This window comes from Serratia sp. Z4 (assembly GCF_009900725.1).
GTDB classification, from domain to species: Bacteria; Pseudomonadota; Gammaproteobacteria; order Enterobacterales; family Enterobacteriaceae; genus Serratia; species Serratia nematodiphila.
In genome coordinates, this window is sequence record NZ_JAAABD010000002.1 from 545,555 (window position 1) to 566,199 (window position 20,645).

The 20,645-nt window shown below is 59.3% G+C and carries 18 protein-coding genes; 5 read left to right on the forward strand and 13 right to left on the reverse strand.

Going from position 1 to position 20,645, the window contains the following annotated elements:
* Nucleotides 1-80: 80 nt before the first annotated feature.
* Nucleotides 81-308, reverse strand: a complete 228-nt coding sequence (gene chaB, locus GT753_RS10455; protein ID WP_160125577.1) for a putative cation transport regulator ChaB — start codon at nucleotides 306-308, stop codon at nucleotides 81-83.
* Between the two features lie 130 nt (nucleotides 309-438).
* Between chaB and GT753_RS10460 the strand changes: the two genes are divergently transcribed.
* Entirely contained in the window at nucleotides 439-1,257 is an 819-nt protein-coding gene (locus GT753_RS10460) for a siderophore-interacting protein (protein ID WP_021504034.1), read from the forward strand.
* A gap of 294 nt (nucleotides 1,258-1,551) precedes the next feature.
* The gene (gene chaA, locus GT753_RS10465) at nucleotides 1,552-2,655 is read left to right on the forward strand and encodes a sodium-potassium/proton antiporter ChaA (protein WP_004934723.1); all 1,104 of its coding nucleotides are present in this window, start codon (nucleotides 1,552-1,554) and stop codon (nucleotides 2,653-2,655) included.
* Between the two features lie 36 nt (nucleotides 2,656-2,691).
* On the opposite strand, the gene lpxO is transcribed toward chaA, so the two are convergent.
* The 6 genes from lpxO to putP all read right to left on the reverse strand — a co-directional run bounded on the left by lpxO (nucleotide 2,692) and on the right by putP (nucleotide 10,379).
* Nucleotides 2,692-3,594 (reverse strand): lipid A hydroxylase LpxO, encoded by a 903-nt coding sequence (gene lpxO, locus GT753_RS10470; RefSeq protein WP_021504035.1) that lies wholly within the window; start codon nucleotides 3,592-3,594, stop codon nucleotides 2,692-2,694.
* A gap of 235 nt (nucleotides 3,595-3,829) precedes the next feature.
* Nucleotides 3,830-4,618 carry a phosphate starvation-inducible protein PhoH gene (phoH, locus tag GT753_RS10475; protein ID WP_015378226.1) on the reverse strand — a complete coding sequence of 263 codons (789 nt, stop codon included), beginning with the start codon at nucleotides 4,616-4,618 and terminating at the stop codon, nucleotides 3,830-3,832.
* A 720-nt stretch (nucleotides 4,619-5,338) separates the two neighbouring features.
* Nucleotides 5,339-6,637 carry an iron uptake transporter deferrochelatase/peroxidase subunit gene (gene efeB / locus GT753_RS10480; RefSeq protein WP_004934727.1) on the reverse strand — a complete coding sequence of 433 codons (1,299 nt, stop codon included), beginning with the start codon at nucleotides 6,635-6,637 and terminating at the stop codon, nucleotides 5,339-5,341.
* 11 nt (nucleotides 6,638-6,648) lie between these two features.
* Complete coding sequence (gene efeO / locus GT753_RS10485) at nucleotides 6,649-7,785, reverse strand: iron uptake system protein EfeO (protein WP_160125578.1); 1,137 nt, start codon at nucleotides 7,783-7,785, stop codon at nucleotides 6,649-6,651.
* A gap of 20 nt (nucleotides 7,786-7,805) precedes the next feature.
* The gene (gene efeU / locus GT753_RS10490) at nucleotides 7,806-8,651 is read right to left on the reverse strand and encodes an iron uptake transporter permease EfeU (RefSeq protein WP_004934730.1); all 846 of its coding nucleotides are present in this window, start codon (nucleotides 8,649-8,651) and stop codon (nucleotides 7,806-7,808) included.
* Between the two features lie 243 nt (nucleotides 8,652-8,894).
* The gene (gene putP / locus GT753_RS10495) at nucleotides 8,895-10,379 is read right to left on the reverse strand and encodes a sodium/proline symporter PutP (RefSeq protein ID WP_015378228.1); all 1,485 of its coding nucleotides are present in this window, start codon (nucleotides 10,377-10,379) and stop codon (nucleotides 8,895-8,897) included.
* A gap of 570 nt (nucleotides 10,380-10,949) precedes the next feature.
* On the opposite strand from putP, the gene putA reads away from it, so the two are divergent.
* From putA to GT753_RS10510, 3 genes are all read left to right on the forward strand, one after another.
* Nucleotides 10,950-14,921, forward strand: coding sequence for a trifunctional transcriptional regulator/proline dehydrogenase/L-glutamate gamma-semialdehyde dehydrogenase (putA, locus tag GT753_RS10500; protein ID WP_015378229.1), 3,972 nt, complete (start codon nucleotides 10,950-10,952; stop codon nucleotides 14,919-14,921).
* Between the two features lie 163 nt (nucleotides 14,922-15,084).
* On the forward strand, nucleotides 15,085-15,288 hold the full coding sequence (locus tag GT753_RS10505; RefSeq protein ID WP_015378230.1) for a type II toxin-antitoxin system HicA family toxin: 204 nt from the start codon (nucleotides 15,085-15,087) through the stop codon (nucleotides 15,286-15,288).
* 11 nt (nucleotides 15,289-15,299) lie between these two features.
* Complete coding sequence (locus GT753_RS10510; protein WP_015378231.1) at nucleotides 15,300-15,713, forward strand: type II toxin-antitoxin system HicB family antitoxin; 414 nt, start codon at nucleotides 15,300-15,302, stop codon at nucleotides 15,711-15,713.
* A gap of 29 nt (nucleotides 15,714-15,742) precedes the next feature.
* Here the strand turns inward: GT753_RS10510 and tcyN are convergent, their stop codons facing one another.
* The 6 genes from tcyN to GT753_RS10540 all read right to left on the reverse strand — a co-directional run bounded on the left by tcyN (nucleotide 15,743) and on the right by GT753_RS10540 (nucleotide 20,480).
* Nucleotides 15,743-16,495 (reverse strand): L-cystine ABC transporter ATP-binding protein TcyN, encoded by a 753-nt coding sequence (gene tcyN / locus GT753_RS10515; protein WP_015378232.1) that lies wholly within the window; start codon nucleotides 16,493-16,495, stop codon nucleotides 15,743-15,745.
* A 3-nt stretch (nucleotides 16,496-16,498) separates the two neighbouring features.
* The gene (tcyL, locus tag GT753_RS10520) at nucleotides 16,499-17,161 is read right to left on the reverse strand and encodes a cystine ABC transporter permease (RefSeq protein WP_015378233.1); all 663 of its coding nucleotides are present in this window, start codon (nucleotides 17,159-17,161) and stop codon (nucleotides 16,499-16,501) included.
* Nucleotides 17,161-17,961, reverse strand: a complete 801-nt coding sequence (gene tcyJ, locus GT753_RS10525) for a cystine ABC transporter substrate-binding protein (protein WP_015378234.1) — start codon at nucleotides 17,959-17,961, stop codon at nucleotides 17,161-17,163. The genes tcyL and tcyJ overlap by 1 nt, the downstream gene beginning before the upstream one ends.
* Nucleotides 17,962-18,076: 115 nt before the next feature.
* Nucleotides 18,077-19,069 carry a D-cysteine desulfhydrase gene (locus GT753_RS10530; protein WP_015378235.1) on the reverse strand — a complete coding sequence of 331 codons (993 nt, stop codon included), beginning with the start codon at nucleotides 19,067-19,069 and terminating at the stop codon, nucleotides 18,077-18,079.
* Between the two features lie 124 nt (nucleotides 19,070-19,193).
* The gene (gene fliZ / locus GT753_RS10535; protein ID WP_004934751.1) at nucleotides 19,194-19,703 is read right to left on the reverse strand and encodes a flagella biosynthesis regulatory protein FliZ; all 510 of its coding nucleotides are present in this window, start codon (nucleotides 19,701-19,703) and stop codon (nucleotides 19,194-19,196) included.
* A gap of 54 nt (nucleotides 19,704-19,757) precedes the next feature.
* Complete coding sequence (locus GT753_RS10540; RefSeq protein WP_004934752.1) at nucleotides 19,758-20,480, reverse strand: RNA polymerase sigma factor FliA; 723 nt, start codon at nucleotides 20,478-20,480, stop codon at nucleotides 19,758-19,760.
* Nucleotides 20,481-20,645: the final 165 nt, after the last annotated feature.

Here is a 20,645-nt window from a genome sequence, read left to right on the forward strand (position 1 = left end):
GTATTTGTACTGAGCAGCAATAATATTAATTGCCGAGGTCAGCATAACGTCTGCGCGTTTTTTACCGGGGCATAAAAGCGTTACTTTTTATGCCAGCGTTCGTCGTCGCCCTTGCGATAGCTTTGCTTGACCGCCGCCCAGGCCACCTTATGCGCCGTCTCCTCCCGGCTGTCGTCACCGCGCCGATCGTCGGGATCCCGGTATTGTTGCCAGGCGCCGTTGAACGCTTCTTTATAGATCGCCTGCGCATGTTCCGGTAGCACATGCTTTACATTGTCCGGCAAGTCGCTCGTGTCCTGGTATGGCATCACGTCCTCCCGTGCGTATTGCGTGAACCTTAAGCCTAGCTCACACGCGGTTGCGCCTCAATGAGCAAACAATTCTCATTATCAAACGGCATGGTATACTCACCGCCAAACGAACTATAAGGAGATCCTCGTGACTACCGAAGCCCCTCGCTCACGCGCCCCCTACCTGATCGCCGTCAGCGCCGTACAGGACATTACGCCGCACCTGCGCCGCATCACCTTTACCGCGCCCGATCTGCGCTACTACCCGGCCAACGCCGCCGCCGCGCACATCAAGGTCTTTTTGCCGCTCGCCGGTCAAACGCAGCCGGATCTGCCGACGCTGACTGAAAACGGCCCGCGCTGGGCTGCGGATGCCGTGCGCCCGATCGTGCGCACCTATTCCATTCGCGCCGTGCGCCCGGAACAGGCGGAAGTTGACATCGAGTTTGCCATCCATGACCACCAGGGACCGGCGGTCGACTTTGCGCGTCAGGCGAAAGCCGGCGATAAAATCGGCATCAGCAATCCAGGCGGCCCCAAACCGATGCTGCCGGCCGCCGACTTCTACTGCCTGGCGGGCGATCCTTCCTCGCTGCCTGCGTTGGCCGCGCTGCTGGAAAACCTGCCGCCGCACGGCGCCGGGCGCGCTTTCATCCGCGTCGACAGCACTGCCGACGTGATTGACCTGGAAAAACCTGCCGGCGTTGAGGTGAATTGGATCGTCGGCGGCACGGAGAAAACCGACGAATTGATCGCTCGGTTCCGCGCGCAGTCCCTGCCGCAGGGGGAAGCGCACTTCTGGCTCGCCGGTGAAGATCGCCTGGTGGTGGAGCTGCGCCGTTACCTGCGCCGCGAACGTCAATGCGATCGTAATCGTCTTTATGCCGTGCCTTACTGGCGTGAAGGGCTAAATGAAGAGGGATACCACAATAAACGGCATGAAATCATGGATAATATTGACGACTAACGGTCGTATTTTCCTTGATTAACCACGCACTAAATAAGTAAACACGACTTTTCTCAAATCTAACGTTGTAAATTGACGTTATTGCGTAAAAGTAAGTAAATAAAACCGCACTCCGTGCGGTTTTTTTGTTACTCTGATCACATAAAGCAAGCAATTGCTTTCTCAGATAAAAACAACATCACACCGGCGCCGCGGGTGTATCCTAATATAAAATACCTACTGGAAACGCAGAGTTGCCGCATCACGGCGACCGGCGCTGACGGGCTACGCTGTTTGAGAAGGAGTGCCACCCTCATGAAGTCGCAACACGATCCTGGCCGATCCACCAAATCTCGCCACACCGAATACTCGCTGATCTTCCCCATCGCCGCGCTGGTGGTGTTGAATTTATGGGGCAGCACCGCTAACTTTCCGCTGATCGTCGGCATCAATATTCTCGCGCTGGTGGGGATCCTCAGCAGCGCCTTCAGCGTGGTGCGCCACGCCGACGTGCTCGCCCACCGACTGGGCGAGCCCTATGGCTCGCTGATCCTCAGCCTGTCGGTGGTGATCCTCGAAGTCAGCCTGATCTCGGCGTTGATGGCCACCGGCGACGCCGCGCCGGCGCTGATGCGCGACACGCTGTACTCCATCATCATGATCGTTTCCGCCGGCCTGGTCGGCTTCGCGCTGCTGCTCGGCGGGCGCAAGTTCGCCACCCAGTACGTCAACCTCGGCGGCATCAAACAGTACCTGATGGCGATTTTCCCGCTGGCGGTGATCGTGCTGGTGTTCCCGAGTGCGCTGCCGGGCGGCAACTTCAGCACCGGGCAAGCGCTGTTGGTGGCGCTGATTTCCGCCGCCATGTATGGCGTATTCCTGGTGATCCAGACCAAAACCCACCAGAGCCTGTTCGTGTACGAGCATGAAGACGACGATGGCGATCCGCACCACGGCAAGCCCTCTTCGCACAGCAGCGCCTGGCACGCCGCCTGGCTCATCGTGCACCTGATCGCGGTTATCGCCGTCACCAAGTTCAACGCCAATCCGCTCGAAGGCCTGCTGACCAAAATGAATGCACCGGCGCAGTTCACCGGTTTCCTGGTGGCGCTGCTTATCCTGTCGCCTGAAGGCCTGGGCGCGCTGCGCGCCGTGTTGAACAATCAGGTGCAACGCGCCATGAACCTGTTCTTCGGTTCGGTGCTGGCGACCATCTCCCTGACGGTGCCGGCGGTGACCATCATCGCTACCCTGACCGGGCAGACGCTGATCTTCGGCCTGCAAACGCCGCATATCGTGGTGATGTTGACGGTGTTGTTGCTGTGCCAGCTGTCGTTCTCGACCGGCCGCACCAACGTGCTGAACGGCACCGCCCACCTGGCGCTGTTCGCCGCCTACATGATGACTATCTTCGCCTGATCAAAAAGGGGCGCACTCTGTGCGCCCCTGCCTGCGTTATACCGAGAAGAATATCGCCGCGGCGATCCCCCCGAACAAAATCCACTTGATGATGTAATAACCGGTGCGGTTCCAGGCCTTCAGCCGTTTCCCCACCCGGCGAATTGCATAGATGTATTTGAACATCTTGTTGACGCCGCCGGTGCGATCGCCCTCTTCATTCGGCGCGGTGGCGGCGCTCATCAGATTGCGCCCCAACCAGTGGTTAACCGCCTGCGCCCAGCGGTAGCGCATCGGACGTTCGATATCGCAGAACAGGATCAGGCGATTCTGCCCGCTCTGGTTTTCCGCATAGTGCAGATAGGTTTCATCGAACATCACCCCTTCACCGTCACGCCAGCTGTAGCGCTCACCGTCCACCTCAATGAAGCAGCGGTCATCATTGGGGGTAATCAGCCCCAGGTGATAACGCAGCGAACCGGCGTAAGGATCGCGGTGGCGCGGCAAACGGCTGCCGTCCGGCAGTTCGGCGAACATCGCCGCCTTGACCGAAGGCAGACTGCGCAGCAGTTCCGTGGTCTGCGGGCACAGGGTCATGGCGGAGGGATGGCTGTCCTCATACCATTTCAGATAAAAGCGTTTCCAACCGGTCTTGAAGAACGAGTTGAAACCGGCGTCGTTGAATTGATCGGACGCTTTGATCTGCTGGATCTCCATCAGCTTCTGTCCTTCGTCGCGGATGGTTTCCCAGTTCTCCCGCAGTACCGTCAGCTCAGGAAATTGCTCCGGCTTCAGGTACGGCGTGGTCGGCACACGGGAAAACAGATACATGAAGACGTTCAACGGTGCGGTAAAGGTGGAATGGTCAGACAGCTGCCGCCACACGTTGTAGCGCACCCGCCCGCGGTAATGCACATAGACGACGCATAAAATAAGCAAAAGCAGAATGATGTATTTCATGTTTGAATCGCAGCAAGGAACCCACACGCTATGCGCCGCGCGGCGCACACCCCAGAAAATGTCCTTTTGGCGGCGCACGCAAACTGCGCGCCAATCTGGAACCCATTAATCATTAACGCTAACTCAACGAAAATCTATACAAATAACCACAATAATTTACACAAAGGTTAAACGAAATGGTAAATAGGCGGCGATAAAAAAGGCCGCCGAAGCGGCCTTTCCATTAGCGGATAGGTTAACTGTAAGCGTTGAGCGTGCGCTGGCACAAAGCGGAGCGTACGCAGTCCTGTTTTTCAAAGCGGATGACGCCGATCATCTCGTCCTCTTCGAAGCGCTCCAGGGCATCGCTGAGGCCGGATTTTACGCCGCGCGGCAGGTCGCACTGGGTCACGTCGCCGTTAACGATAACCGTCACGTTTTCCCCCAGGCGGGTCAGGAACATTTTCATCTGGCTGGCGGTCACGTTCTGGGCTTCATCCAGGATAACGACCGCATTTTCGAAGGTGCGTCCGCGCATATAAGCGAACGGCGCAATCTCTACCTTGCCGATTTCCGGGCGCAGGCAGTACTGCATAAAGGAAGAGCCCAAACGGCGCACCAGAATGTCATACACCGGGCGGAAATAAGGGGCGAACTTCTCGGAGATATCCCCCGGCAAGAAACCGAGGTCCTCATCCGCCTGCAAAACAGGACGGGTAACGATAATCCGATCCACCTCTTTATGGATCAGCGCCTCCGCCGCCTTGGCGGCGCTGATAAATGTTTTGCCGCAGCCGGCTTCGCCGGTGGCGAAGATCAGCTGCTTATTCTCTATGGCTGATAAGTAATGACCCTGAGCTTCGGTTCTAGCCTCGATGGGTGAGCTATCGCGCTTGTCTCGCGCCATGCCGATAGACTCGACTCCCCCCATTTGCACCAGCGAGGTCACAGACTCTTCTTCCAGCTGGCGATGACTACGAGCGTCACGACGAATAACGCGTTTCGCTTCACGACGTGCTTTGATCACTGCTTTCTGTCTACCCATAGTGGCACCTTACAGTTTGTTTCACCTACCGCAACGGCCAGGCCGCGCGATTATGTTTCACACACGTATTAGGTTTTGGCCTCCTCCGAGCCAATAAGAGCCAAGGGAAAAAGTGAATCGACGGCAACGCTTAAGCGCTGTGTCTTCACGGGACAACGCGGACTGCATCAATAAACGTGGAGTAAAAAGTGATGAGATTCGGTAGCGATAAGGGTGCGGAGTTGCCGGTAAAAGAGAGTCGGAGAGAGAACCCTCGTTACAACGAGAAATCAGGGGAGATGTGTTATTTTTTCTTTCCAGCCCAACCAAGGACTTTACCATTAGCGATCCCCGCAGTGATATTTACAGCTTCAAGCTGTGCACCGTGTGAAAACTACCGCCAGATGATTACAGTATAATGACATTCAATCCTGTCGCGTTACTAAAATGTAAAAAAATTTTATATGTTTTGTTTTTAGTTATCGCTAAAACACTATATCACGCCCAAGACATCATTCCATAGAAAATTATAATCAATAAATATCAATGAATTACAATTAAAATCCGCGAATGACACTTTGGTTTCCCGATTAAATTTTGCGCAATCAAAAGCAGCGGAGATGGGTGTTTTTTTATCTGCTGGCAAAGCATTGAATTGCGTTTCATCTTTAACTGCCCCCCCCTGCAGCAGGTAAGACAAACGTAAAACGAGGCGGAAGATCCCGCCTCGTTATTCCGGCTTCAGGCCTTGAGCAGGCCGCTGGCCAGATAATCGCCACCCTCTTTCACGCCCGGCAATACGAAGAAATACCCGCCGCCAATCGGCTTGATGTATTCCTCCAGCGCTTCGCCGTTCAGCCTTTTTTGCACCGTCAGGAAGCCTTTCTCCAGATCGGCCTGATAGCAGACGAACAGCAGCCCCATTTCCAGCTGGCCGGCATTGGAGACGCCAAGGGAATAGCTGTAGCCGCGCCGCAGCATCAGGTTGCTTTGGCTTTCCGGCGTGCGAGGATTAGCCAGCCGGATGTGCGCATCCATCGGGATCACCTTGCCGTCGGGATCGTTCGCGTAGTCCGGCTCGTCATGTTCACGCTTCATGCCCAGCGGCGCCCCGCTGTGCTTCTCGCGGCCGAAGATGGTTTCCTGCTCCTGCAGCGGCGTGCGATCCCAAAACTCGACGCGAAAACGAATAATGCGCGCCGCCTGATAGCTGCCGCCCGCCGTCCATGCCGGCTCACCGACGTTGTCGCCGACCCACACCACCTTATCCATCAGCGGTTTGTCGTCGGTTTTCGGGTTCGCAGTGCCGTCTTTGAAACCCAACAGGTTGATCGGCGTCTCTTTGCCTTTGCTGCGCGCCGCGTGCGCGGAGATGAACCCCTCCCGCTTCCAGCGCACGCTGAGCAGATCCGGCGAATGCTTAATGATGTCGCGCAGCGCGTGAATCACCGTTTCGTTGGTGTTGGCGCAGATCTGCAACAGCAGGTCGCCGTGACAAAGCGCGGCGTCCAACGCATCGTTGGGGAAGCGGGTCATTTTCTGCAACCGCAGCGGCTTTTGCGCCTGCAGACCAAAGCGTTCATCAAACAGCGATGCGCCGACCGAGACGGTGATGGTCAGGTTGTCCGGGTAAATCTCCGGCCCCATGATGCCGGAATCGAGCGGCGGCAGCTTGGCGTCCACCTCCGGCGCCTTGCCGCCGTGGGTCAGGAAGGCGATGCGATCGGTCAGCAGCCGGAACAGGCGCTCCAGCCCCGCTTTGTCGGTCGCCAACACATCGAACGCCACCAGCATCATCGCCGCCTGTTGCGGCGTCAGCACGCCGGCCTGATGGCGGCCATAAAACGGCTGTTTCTGCCAGCGCTCATCCTGCGGCGTCGCCAACGGCTCCGCCGCGTTACCCGCCGCCTGCGCCAGGCGGCTGCCGCCCAGCGCCAGCGCGCCCAGCCCCAGCCCTTGCAGCAAACGGCGGCGCGAAGGCGATGCCGCCCCCTGCGATTGCGGATGCGGCCCGTTATTCGGGCCTGCCTTGTTGCTCATAACCCTATGCCTCAGTCCAGACCCAATACGCCGCGCAGCTGGGAAAGATCCTCCGCCAGCGTGGTGATCGGCCCTTTCAACGCATTGCGATCGGCATCGGTCAGCTTCTCATAGGACTCATAACCCTCTTTGGTTTGGTACTTCGCCAAAATGGTGTCCACGGTTTTGAAGTTGGCGTCGATTTTGTCCAGCAGCGGCTTATTGGCCTTAACCAGCAGCGGGCGCAGCAGATTGACTATCTTTTGCGCGCCGTCGACGTTGGCCTGGAAGTCCCACAAATCGGTGCGGCTGTAACGGTCTTCTTCACCGCTGATCTTGCTGGCCGCCACCTCTTCGATCAGCCCGGCTGCGCCGCCCACCACTTTGCTCGGCGGGAAGGTCAGTTCACTCACGCGTTTTTGCAGCTCAACGGTGTCGTGATACAGACGATCGGCATATTGGCTCATGTCTTTGGTCGAATTGTCGGCAAACAGCGCCTTCTCCAGACGGTGGAAGCCGGTGAAGTTCGGGTCCGCCGCTTTCTTCTCGTAGTCGTCTTCACGGGCGTCGATGCTGCCGTCCAGATCGGAGAACAGCTCGGCGATCGGCTCAATGCGCTCATAGTGCTGGCGGGTCGGCGCATACAGCCTGCGCGCCTGCTCCACGTTGCCGGCCTTCACCGCGTCGGTAAACAGCTTGGTCTGTTTCACCAACCCATCGACTTCTTTGGTGACGTAAACCTTGTATTCAGCGATCGGGCCGACCAGGTCCAGCGCGTTCGGCTTGCCGTCGGTGGCGCCGTTGGCCGCGGCGGTGACAGTCAGTTTGCCTTTCGGATTGCTCAGCAGCCCGCAGGTCATGTCATATTCGCCCGCTTCCAGCGTGGCGGTCATTTTCTGGGTAAAGCCCGGCGCGATGTTCTCGCGCTCTTCCACCACCATCACCCCTTTCAGGATTTCCCATTCGACGTTTTTCTGGCTGGTGTTGTGCACCACAAACTGTGTCTTGCCGGCCGGGACCGTCAGTTGCATCGGTTCGCACTGCTTGTCGTTAACCGTAACCTTGACCTGCGGCACGTCCGCCGCCAAGGCGCCGATGCTCAGCGCAAACGCCGGGATAGCCAGTAATGCTGCGTGCAACGCCTTGCGGCGAAATAACGGAGTAGACATACGAGATTCCCTATTAAACATTAATGATTGATTTTACGTTGCGCCGGGGCCGCTGCTGGCTCCGCGCGCTGCGGCAGGAAAAAGAAAATCAGCGCCGGGATCAGATACAGGAAGTAGACCGCCACTTCGCTGACCGTCGGCGCTTCCTGGTAACCGAGAATGCCTTCCAGCAGGGTGCCGAACAGCGAATGGGTCGACAGGGTGTTGCTGAAATCGAAGGCGATGTCCTGGAAGTGGTTCCACAGGCCGGCTTCGTGGAAGGCGCGGATCGCCCCGGCGGCCAGGCCGGCGGCGACGAACAGAATGAACAGGCTGGTCCATTTGAAGAATTTGGCCAGGTGCAGCTTCACCCCGCCCCAGTAAATCATCATGCCCAGCACGATGGCGGCCACCAGGCCGAGCACCGCGCCGATCGGCGCCGCGGCGCCCACGTCTTGCTGGAACGCCGCCAGCAGGAAGAACACCGACTCCAGCCCTTCGCGCGCCACGGCGAAGAACACCATCGCCACCAGCGCCCACCCCTGCCCTTTACCGGCGCTGAGCGCCTGATCGATAGCCCCTTCCAGATGCACCTTGACCGATTTGGACACCTTACGCATCCAGAACACCATATAGGTGAGGATCAGCACCGCCACCGCCGCCACGATGCCTTCGAACAGCTCTTGCTGTTTCTGCGGGAACTCGCCGGTGGTCTCATTGATGAAGATGCCGAGCGCCAGACATAGCGCCGCGGCGACAATCACGCCGATCCACACCGCGCCCAGCCATTGGCTGCGCTGCGTGCGCTTCAGGTAGCTGGCGATCAGGCTGACGATCAGCGCGGCCTCCAGCCCCTCACGGAACATGATAAGAAAGGGAACGAACATAACTAATCACCCCTGAAAAGACCGCGGCGGCAGAGAAAACCGGCTCGAAATGAGCCGCGGCGAGTATGTAAAGAAACGTAAAATACAACGAGAGTGATTATCATTCTGGCAAAAAGAAATACAAGAGGCACAAGCGTGATTTTTTCTAATCAAATGTCGCCAGGTGTTACAGCCGAATGACGGGCAAACAGGCAAAAAGAAGGGGCGCTCTGCGCGCCCCTTGCCGACTGACATCAAACGGCGTTATACCGTTTTGTATTCGGCTTCCGCCTGATCGAAACGTTCGGTCATGGTTGAGGATGGCTGGCGGCCCATCAGGCTCACCACCACGATGGCCAGACAGCCCAGGATGAAGCCAGGGATGATTTCGTACAGGCCCAGCCATTCGTACTGTTTCCAGACGATCACCGTCACCGCACCGACCAGCATGCCGGCCAGCGCGCCGTTGCGGGTCATGCGCGACCACATTACCGAGATCAGCACAACCGGGCCGAAGGCGGCACCGAAACCGGCCCAGGCATAACTCACCAGGCCCAGCACGCGGTTCTCCGGGTTGGCCGCCAAGGCGATGGCGATCAACGCCACTACCAGCACCATCACGCGGCCGACCCACACCAGCTCACGCTGGCTGGCGCCCTTGCGCAGGAACGCCTTGTACAGGTCTTCGGTGATCGCGCTGGAGCATACCAGCAGCTGGCAGCTCAGGGTGCTCATGACCGCCGCCAAAATCGCCGACAGCAGCACGCCCGCCACCCATGGGTTGAACAGCAACATCGCCAGTTCGATAAACACGCGTTCGCCGTTCTGCGACACGTTACCGGCCTGATCCGGGTTATTGGCGAAGTAAGCGATACCGAAGAAACCGACGGCGATGGTCCCGGCCAGGCACAGGATCATCCAGGTCATGCTGATGCGGCGCGCGCTGCGGATGGTGCGGTGAGAATCCGCTGCCATGAAACGCGCCAGGATGTGCGGCTGGCCGAAGTAGCCCAGGCCCCAACCCAGCAGCGACAGGATGGCGACGAAGTTCAGCCCCTTCAGCATGTCGAGGTTGGCCGGGTTCTTCGCCTGGATCACCAGCATCGAGGTATCGATGCCGCCGACGGCGAAGATCACGATCACCGGCGTCAGGATCAGCGCGAAAATCATCAGGCTGGCCTGTACGGTGTCGGTCCAGCTCACCGCCAGGAAACCGCCGATAAAGGTATACAGGATGGTCGCCGCGGCGCCGGCCCACAGGGCGGTTTCGTAGCTCATGCCGAAGGTGCTTTCGAACAGGCGCGCGCCGGCCACGATGCCGGAGGCGCAGTAAATGGTGAAGAACACCAGAATGACGATGGCCGAGATCACCCGCAGCAGCTTGCTGTTGTCTTCAAAACGGCTGGTGAAATAGTCCGGCAGCGTCAGGGCGTTGTTGTTGGCTTCGGTATGCACGCGCAGCCTTCCTGCCACCAGCTTCCAGTTCAGGTAAGCGCCGATGGTCAGGCCGATGGCGATCCAGCTTTCGGAGATGCCGGAGAGGAAGATGGCGCCCGGCAGGCCCATCAGCAGCCAGCCGCTCATGTCGGAAGCCCCGGCGGACAGCGCGGTCACCACGCTGCCCAAACTGCGGCCGCCGAGAATATAGTCATCAAAGTTGTTGGTTGCCCGGTAGGCAAGCAGGCCGATCAGCACCATCCCGAAAATGTACACCAGGAAGGTCACCAGCATAGGTGTGCTCATTGTCATTTAATTCTCCACTTTCATTATTATTCGCGTTTCGCTCCGGCCAAGCCGGCGCCGGTAAACCCACGCGCAATGCATTTCACTGGCCGCCGCGCCGGAACGTGACGCAGCCTGCGAGCGAGTGCAGGTAAAATAGTTTCTGCCCGTAATTGTTGACCGTCGGTTATCCTAGATGAGCCTTTCATCAACCAACAAGATATTTAACAACAAAGTTACACAAAGTTTACCCTGCGTCACATTTACCGGGCTCAAAGGTTGCACTCACGACAAGCAAAATGAGTTGCACCTTGCCATTACCCTTATATACCGCAGGGTAAAGCGCCTGCGACGTAATAAACCCCGCCGCATTCGCTCAATAACGCAACATTCATGCCAACTGCCCGTGTTAAAAAATCGATGAAACTCACACTTCGCTCATCAGCCTGATTTAACAAGGTTGCACAAAGTTGCAACATGCAGGATATTGTCTGCATTCTTAACCCACACATCTCACGAACCTATCCCAACAGGCTTTCCGGCCTGCTGTTTGTCTAGCCTGATGGGATAGGTTCTAAACACAGGAGTTGGACAGGCATGGGCACTACCACAATGGGCGTGAAACTCGACGAGGCAACACGCGACCGGATCAAGAGCGCCGCGCAGCGCATCGATCGCACGCCGCACTGGCTCATCAAGCAGGCCATCTTTAATTACCTCGAGCGTCTCGAGAGCGGTACCGATATCCCTGAAATTCCAGCGCTGGCCGCAGCGGGCCAGCCTGAAGCGGACGACATTATGCCGCAAGCGCAGGAAGAGTCACACCAGCCATTCCTCGATTTCGCCGAACAAATTCTGCCGCAGTCGGTGACCCGCGCCGCCATCACCGCCGCCTATCGCCGCCCGGAGACCGAAGCGGTGCCGATGTTGCTCGAACAGGCGCGATTACCCGCCGATCTTGCACAGGCTACTCATAAAATGGCCTATGGCATCGCCGAGAAATTGCGTAACCAAAAAAGTGCAAACGGCCGCGCCGGCATGGTGCAAGGCCTGCTGCAAGAGTTCTCCCTCTCCTCGCAGGAAGGTGTGGCGCTGATGTGCCTGGCGGAAGCGCTGCTGCGCATTCCGGACAAACCGACCCGCGACGCCCTGATCCGCGACAAGATCAGCAACGGCAACTGGCATTCGCACCTGGGGCGCAGCCCGTCGCTGTTCGTCAACGCCGCGACCTGGGGCCTGCTGTTTACCGGCAAGCTGGTGTCCACGCATAACGAAGCCAATCTGTCCCGATCGCTGAACCGCATTATCAGCAAGAGCGGCGAACCGCTGATCCGCAAAGGCGTGGACATGGCGATGCGCCTGATGGGCGAACAGTTCGTGACCGGCGAAACCATCGCCGAAGCGCTGGCCAACGCGCGCAAGCTGGAAGAAAAAGGCTTCCGCTACTCCTACGACATGCTGGGCGAAGCCGCCCTGACCGAAGCCGACGCCCAGGCCTACCTGGTTTCCTACCAGCAGGCGATCCACGCCATCGGCAAAGCCTCCAACGGCCGCGGCATCTATGAAGGCCCCGGCATCTCCATCAAGCTGTCCGCCCTGCACCCGCGCTACAGCCGCGCGCAGTACGAACGCGTCATGGAAGAGCTTTACCCGCGCCTGCTGTCGCTGACCCTGCAGGCACGTCAGTACGATATCGGCATCAACATCGACGCCGAAGAGGCCGATCGCCTGGAGATCTCGCTCGATCTGCTGGAGAAACTGTGCTTCGAGCCGCAGTTGGCCGGCTGGAACGGCATCGGCTTCGTGATCCAGGCCTATCAGAAACGCTGTCCGTTCGCCATTGACGCGGTGATCGACATGGCGCAACGCAGCCGCCGCCGCCTGATGATCCGTCTGGTGAAAGGCGCCTACTGGGACAGCGAAATCAAACGCGCCCAGATGGACGGCCTGGAAGGCTACCCAGTCTACACCCGCAAGGTGTACACCGACGTTTCCTACCTTGCCTGCGCCCGCAAGCTGCTGTCGGTGCCGAACCTGATCTATCCGCAGTTCGCGACCCACAACGCCCATACGCTGAGCGCCATCTATCACCTGGCCGGCAACAACTACTACCCTGGCCAGTATGAGTTCCAGTGCCTGCACGGCATGGGTGAACCGCTCTACGAACAGGTGGTGGGCAAAGTGGCCGACGGCAAACTGAATCGCCCTTGCCGCATCTACGCGCCGGTCGGCACCCATGAAACGCTGCTGGCTTACCTGGTGCGTCGCCTGCTGGAAAACGGCGCCAACACCTCGTTCGTCAACCGCATCGCCGACGCCACCCTGCCGCTCGACGAGCTGGTGGCCGATCCGGTCAGCGCCGTGGAAGCGCTGGCGGCCAGCGAAGGTCAAATTGGCCTGCCGCATCCGCGCATCCCGCTGCCGCGCGAGCTGTACGGCGAGAAACGCGTTAACTCCAGCGGTCTGGATCTGTCCAACGAACAGCGTCTGGCTTCGCTGTCCAGCGCCCTGCTCACCAGCGCCAGCCATCCATGGCGCGCGGAACCGATCATCGACGCCGAGTTGGATCAGGGCGTCGAACAGCCGGTGATCAACCCGGCCGAGCCGGGCGATGTGGTCGGCTACGTGCGTGAAGCCACCGAAGGCGAAGTCAGCCGCGCGCTCGACGCCGCCGCGGCCGCCGGCCCAATTTGGTTCGCTACGCCGCCGACGGAACGCGCCGCGATCCTCGAACGCGCCGCCGAACTGATGGAAAGCCAGCTACAAAGCCTGCTGGGCATTCTGGTGCGTGAAGCGGGTAAAACCTTCAACAACGCCATCGCCGAAGTGCGTGAAGCGGTCGACTTCCTGCACTACTACGCCGGCCAGGTGCGCGACGACTTCGCCAACGACAGCCACCGCCCGCTGGGCCCGGTGGTTTGCATCAGCCCGTGGAACTTCCCGCTGGCGATCTTCACCGGCCAAATCGCCGCCGCGCTGGCGGCGGGCAACAGCGTGCTGGCCAAACCGGCCGAGCAAACGCCGCTGGTGGCCGCGCAGGCGGTGCGTATCCTGCTGGAAGCCGGCATTCCGCAAGGCGTGCTGCAGCTGCTGCCGGGCCAGGGTGAAACCGTTGGCTCGACGCTGGTCAACGACGCCCGCGTCCGCGGCGTGATGTTCACCGGCTCCACCGACGTCGCCGGCATTCTGCAGCGCAGCATCGCCGGTCGTCTGGATCCGCAAGGCCGCCCGACGCCGCTGATCGCCGAAACCGGCGGCCTGAACGCCATGATCGTCGACTCCTCCGCCCTGACCGAACAGGTGGTGACCGACGTGGTGGCCTCCGCCTTCGACAGCGCCGGGCAGCGTTGCTCCGCGCTGCGTATCCTGTGCATTCAGGAAGACGTGGCCGAGCACACGCTGCAAATGCTGCGCGGCGCGATGGCCGAATGCCGCATGGGTAACCCGGAGCGCCTGTCCACCGACGTGGGCCCGGTGATCGACGCCGAAGCCAAAACCGGCATCGAGCGCCACATCCAGGCGATGCGCGCCAAAGGCCGCAAGGTGTACCAGGCCGCCAAAGGCAGCGCGCAGGATGAGAAAGAGTGGGCGCGCGGCACCTTCATCAAGCCGACGCTGATCGAGCTCGACAGCTTCGACGAGCTGCAGAAAGAGATCTTCGGCCCGGTGTTGCACGTGGTGCGCTTCCAGCGCAACAATCTGGACGCGCTGGTCGATCAGATCAACGCCGCCGGTTATGGCCTGACGCTGGGCATTCACACCCGTATCGATGAAACCATCGCCCGGGTGACCGAACGCGCCAAGGTCGGCAACCTGTACGTCAACCGCAACATGGTCGGCGCAGTGGTCGGCGTGCAGCCGTTCGGCGGCGAAGGCCTGTCGGGTACCGGCCCGAAAGCCGGCGGCCCGCTGTACCTGTACCGTCTGCTGGCCAACCGTCCGGACGACGCGCTGCAACGTACGCTGCACCGCCAGGACGAAGAGCGCCCGATGGAAGCCACCGCGCGGCCTCAGCTGCTGGGCGCACTGCAATCGCTGGAGAAATGGGCGGTCACCAGCCAACACGGCGAACTGGCGGCATTGGCGCAACGTTATGCGGAACTGGGCCAGGGCGGCACCGTACGTCCGCTGCCGGGCCCGACCGGCGAGCGCAATACCTATGCCCTGCTGCCGCGTGAACGCGTGCTGTGCCTGGCGGATAACGAAACCGACGCGCTGATCCAGCTGGCCGCCGTGCTGGCGGTTGGCAGCTGCGCGCTGTGGCCGGAAGCGGAACTGCAGCGCAATCTGTTCCGCCGCTTGCCGAACGATGTGCAGGCGCGCATCGCCTTTAGCAAAGACTGGCAGCAGGACAAGGTCGAGTTCGACGCCGCCATCTACCACGGCGATGCAGACCAGCTGCGCACCCTGTGCGAGCAGATCGCGCAGCGCGGCGGCGCCATCGTCTCGGTGCAGGGCTTCGCTCACGGTGAAACCAACATCCTGTTGGAACGCCTGCTGATCGAACGTTCCCTGAGCGTCAACACCGCCGCCGCCGGCGGTAACGCCAGCCTGATGACCATCGGTTAACGCATCCTCAAGGCGGCAATACATTGCCGCCTGATTTGCTAACCGCTACGCAAACCCTGCACTTGTGCAGGGTTTTTTATTGTCCGCAGCCCGGTCAGCCGTTAGCGTATTAATCTTCTTGCCTGAGAGTGTGTATGGTGTGTAGATTAAGGACAATAACATCGTGAAGAGTTCAGAACTGATTGCGCTGCTGGAAAGCCACGGTTGGGTATTGCGGCGGGTAAAAGGCAGCCACCATCAATTCAAACATCCCGATTTTGCGCTGATCATCACCGTGCCGCATCCAAAGAAAGATCTCAAGCTGGGCACGCTGCGGCAGATACTTAAAGACGCGGGGTTAAGTGCGCTTCACATCGCCACGCGTTAACAGGAGAGACCATGTTTTATCCCGCTTATATCCATACAGAATCAAACGGCAGCGCCAGCGGTTTCTTTCCCGACGTCCCTGGCTGCTACTTCGCCGGCACCAGCCTGGACGACGCTTTTGCCGATGCCCAAAGCGCACTGGACGCGCACTTTGAGTTGTTGAGCGAAGACAATCAACCGCTACCGCGCCCGCATGCCGTCGCAGCCCATCTTGCCAAAGATGCGGGATCCTTCGAGGGAGGACAATGGCTATTGGTCGCTATCAATATGGATAAATTTGACGGCCGAGCCGAACGGATTAACATCACGTTGCCCCATCGCCTGTTAAGTCGCATTGACTCTCTGGTTCGGCAACATCCGGGATACGGCAGCCGCAGCGGATTTCTCGCCGCCGCCGCGCGCAATGAATTGTTGAAAGCGGAGTGAATGCAGTCGGGGGAAACACCCCCGACGCCTTATTGATTCCGGAACTTGTCGAGGAATTGCTGGGTGCGCTGATGCTGCGGATTGGCGAACAGCGCTTTGGCCGGGCCCTGTTCGACGATGCGGCCGTGATCCATAAAGATAACCCGATCGGCCACGTCGCGGGCGAAGCTCATTTCATGGGTGACGATCACCATGGTGCGTTTCTCTTCCGCCAGTGAACGCATGGTATTGAGCACTTCTCCCACCAGCTCGGGATCGAGCGCCGACGTCGGCTCATCGAACAAAATCACCTCCGGCTGCATCGCCAGCGCGCGCGCGATCGCCACCCGCTGCTGCTGCCCGCCGGACAGCCGACGCGGATAAGCCGCCTCTTTGCCGCTCAGCCCCACCTTGGCCAGCAACGCGCGAGCGCGCTGTTCGGCGCTGGCTTTCGCCTCACCTTTAACGATAACCGGCCCTTCAATGATGTTTTCGAGCACCGAACGGTGCGGAAACAGGTTGAAGTTCTGGAACACAAAACCGACCTGCTGGCGCAGCGCGCGCACCTGATTTTTCTGTTTGCTCAACGGCTTGCTGCCATCGATCAGGATATCGCCGACGCGAATGGTGCCGGAATCCGGCTCCTCCAGTAGGTTGATGCAGCGCAACAAGGTGGTTTTCCCTGAGCCGCTCGGGCCGATGATCGCCACCACTTCACCGGCATCCACCGCCAGATCGATCCCATGCAGCACCGTCTGACCTTTGAACTGCTTGGTCAATTGCTTAACTTCAATGGCACTCATGCGTTACTCCTGATCCTGGCGATTAACGTGGGCTTCCAGACGGTTTTGCAGTGCGGAAAGCAGGGTCGCCATCACCCAGTAAATCAGCGATGCCGCCAGGTACATGGTGAACACTTCCAGCGTGCGCGAGGTGATGAGCTGCGCCTGGCGGAACAGTTCCGGCACCTGAATGGTAGCGGCCAGCGAGGTGTCCTTCACCAGGCCGATAAAACTGTTGCCCAGCGGCGGCAAGGCGGTGCGCGCCGCCTGCGGCAGGATCACCCGGCGCAGGGTTTGCCAACGGGTCATGCCGATACTGGCGGCGGCTTCCCACTGCCCTTTGTCGATCGACGAAATCGCCGCGCGCAGCGTTTCTGAGGTGTAGGCGGCGGTATTGAGCGACAGGCCAATCAGCGCCGCCGGGAAAGGATCGAATTCGATGCCGAACTGCGGCAGACCGTAATAGATCATAAACAGCTGGGCGATCAGCGGCGTGCCGCGGAACAGCGATACGTAAATGCGCGACAGCCATGACAGCGGCCAAAGCGGCGAAAGGCGCATCAGCGCCAGCAGAAAACCCAGCAACAGGCCGAACGCCATACCGCCCAGGCTAAGCTGCAGCGTCAGTATGGCGCCCTTCAATAAAAATGGCGCTGAATCCAGCGCCAGTTGAATACTTTCGTGCATTATTTAGTTACGTCCGCGCCAAACCATTTCTCGGAGATCTTCGCCAGCGTGCCGTCTTTTTGCATCTCGGCGATCGCCTGGTCAATCGCGGCCAGCAGCTCTGGGTTATTCTTGCGCAGCGCCACGCCGGACTCCTGGCGGGAGAATGCCGGGCCGGCCACCGCCAGCGTATCGCCGGTTTTCTTCACCAGATCCAGCGCCGCCAGGCGGTCCACCAGAATGGCGTTGATGCGGCCGACGCGCAGATCCTGATACTTGGTCGGATCATCGTCGTAAGTGCGCACGTCCACGCCCTGCACATTCTCGCGCAGCCATTGCTCATAGTTGGTGCCCAGGCCAACGCCGACCTTTTTGCCCTTCAGGTCATCCGGCTTGGTAATGGTGCCTTCGTTGCCCTTTTTCACCAGCGCCTGAATGCCGGAAACGGTGTAAGGGGTGGAGAAATCATATTTCTTCTTGCGCTCATCGGAGAGCGTCACCTGATTGATGACCACGTCGATGCGCTTCGAATCCAGCGAAGCCAGCATACCGTCCCATTTGGTCGGGTTCAGCTTGGCTTTCACGCCCAGATGTTGCGCCAGCGCGTTGGCGAAATCCACTTCGAAACCGGTCAATTTGCCGTCTTCCCCCTGGAAACTGAACGGCGGATAAGTACCTTCCAGCCCGACGATCAGCGTGCCGCGCTGTTTCACCTGCTGCAGCAGGTTATCGGCGGCGTAGGTTTGCGTCGTCACACCGGCGGCCAACGCAATACCCACCACGCCCAACAACCATTGACGACGAACTTTCGCAAACATCATAAACACCCCTGTATGTTGTTTATCTTTTTTGATATCAGCACTTTAACAGTGCAACCGCCCGCATAAAGGAATATAACCTTATAAATATAGTTCAAAATGGAATAACACGCGGTGTTTACACCTGCGGATGGTAGGCGAACAGCGCCGGTGCACCGCCGGTGTGAACAAACAGGATGGGACCTTCGTCGCGGAAGCGCCGCTGGGCGATGCCGTCGATCAAACCGGCCATCGCTTTGCCGGTGTACACCGGATCCAGCAATACCCCCTCTTGCTGCGCCAGCAACTGCACCGCCGCCATGCCCTCTTCGTTCGGCATGCCGTACTGCGGCGCGAAGTAATCATCCCACAACGCGATCGGCGCCAGTTTGTCAATATTCAGCGAACAGGCCAGGGCTTTCTGGATTTGTTCCACCTTCGGCAACTGATCGATCACGGTGCGCGAGACGGTCACGCCGATCAACTCGGTTTCGGGCAGCAGCTGCTGCAGCCCCACCGCCAGCCCGGCGTGGGTGCCGGCGCTGCCGGACGCCACCACCACCGAACTGAACGCCACGTTGCTGCGTTGGCTCTGTTCGGCGATTTCCAATGCGCACTGCACGTATCCCAGCGCGCCCAGCGCATTGGAGCCGCCCACCGGCACCACGTAAGGCCGGAAGCCCTGCGCCTCGAGGCGCGTCGCCAGTTCCGCCAGTTGCTGCTGCGGATCGTGCAGCGCTTCGCACATTACCACTTCGGCGTTGAACAGGCCGAGCAACAGACGGTTGCCGTTGGTCAGGTAGTTTTCCGCGCGGGTATCGATCGGGTTTTCCAGCAAAGCGACGCAGTGCAGGCCCAGTTTCGCCGCCACCGCCGCCGTCTGGCGCACGTGGTTGGATTGAATGGCGCCGGCGGTGACCAGCGTATCGGCGCCTTGCCGTAACGCATCGGCGGCCAAAAACTCAAGCTTTCTCAGCTTGTTGCCGCCCATCGCCATAGGCGTGACATCGTCACGTTTAAGGTAAATTTCACGGCCGAGGTAATCGGAGAGACGGGACAGTTTTTCCAGCGGTGTGGCGACGCCAACCAGATCCAGACGCGGAAATTGCGCCAGTTGTTGTTGCAGGTTCACTACTTCCCCCCAGGGAATCGAATATCAACATCTGATAACCGATAGATTTAGCAGATGTGAACTGAATAATCATCCTTTATCACGGGGGAAACAGCAGACCCCGGCCCAGCGGCCGGGGAAAGTCTCAGTAGCTGCGCTGCCAGGCGAGATACTGATCGTACTTGCGCAGCGCAATGCGGTAGTTGTTGTGCGCCGCGGTAGGCAGATCGTCGATGATGCGCTGATGACTGGCGCTGTTGGCGAATTTGTCCGCCGGGTAATTCCGCGCCACCAGCATTTCATCCAGCCGGCGCAGCCGCACCACGTACTCGCGAATGGTGCTGTGGCTCATCTCGGTCTGTTCGAACAGATACTGCTTGAACGCCATAATGTCGAAATAACTCGGGTGGCTGTTGCAGGAAATCTCGCTGCAAAAGCGGCACAGCGCGGTCAGCTCGTGCTGCACGTTTTGCCAGACCGCATCGTCGATCGGCTGATCCATGCGCGCGATGGCTTCTTTATTGATTATCTTGCCGCGAAACACCAGCGCCATGCGGTCCAACAGTTTGCCGCACTGGGAGCAATGGGTCTGGCTGTGCTTGTAGTCTTTCAGGTAACGGCTAAGCGGCCGTTTCTTCAACAGTATTCCTGGCATAAGGGGCAGTCCGATTGTCGCATGAGTCATCGAGTTGGGGGCGGCGCTCCGCCGTCAGGTATCGTTCGCCAGCCGCGCGCGCAGCCGTTTGATCGCCTGACTGTGCAGTTGGCTGACGCGGGATTCCCCCACGTCCAGCACGGCGCCGATCTCTTTGAGATTCAACTCTTCCTGGTAATACAGCGTCAGCACCATTTTTTCGCGCTCCGGCAACGCCTCGATGGCGTCGATCACCCGCTGGCGCAGGCTGCCTTCCAACAGGTGATGCAGCGGGTTGGCCTCTTCATGCCCTTCCAGCATCGGTTCCGCGTTCTCGCCATGCTCCTCGCGCCATTCGTCGTAGGAGAAAAGCTGGCTGTTATTGGTGTCCAACAGAATTTGACGGTACTCATCCAGCGAGATGTTCAGCGTCTGCGCCACTTCCGTCTCGCTCGCCGGACGGCCGTAACGCTGTTCCAGTTGCCGCATCACCTGCGCGACCTCGCGCGCGTGGCGCCGCACGCTGCGCGGCACCCAGTCGCGGCTGCGCAACTCGTCGAGCATCGCGCCGCGAATGCGCTGCACCGCATAGGTGGTAAAGGCGGTTCCCTGTAGGGCGTCATAACGCTCAACGGCGTTTAATAGCCCGATTCCCCCGGCCTGCAACAGGTCGTCAAGCTCCACGCTGGCGGGCAGCCTGACCTGCAGGCGCAACGCCTCGTGGCGCACTAACGGCACGTAGCGCAACCAGAGAGAATTTTTGTCCATCACGCCTTCGGCGGTATACAGATCGCTCACTATGTCTTAAACCTGCGGATAAGAGAGTCAGCGCTATTATGCGTAGGGGGCGGAATGCCAATCGGCTGAACAGTCGCACAAAACGGGCTTTATTTGCGCCATGTAATAACCGCGCGGTGCGCGAGCATAAAAAAACCCCGCCGAAGCGGGGTTTCTTTGCGACAG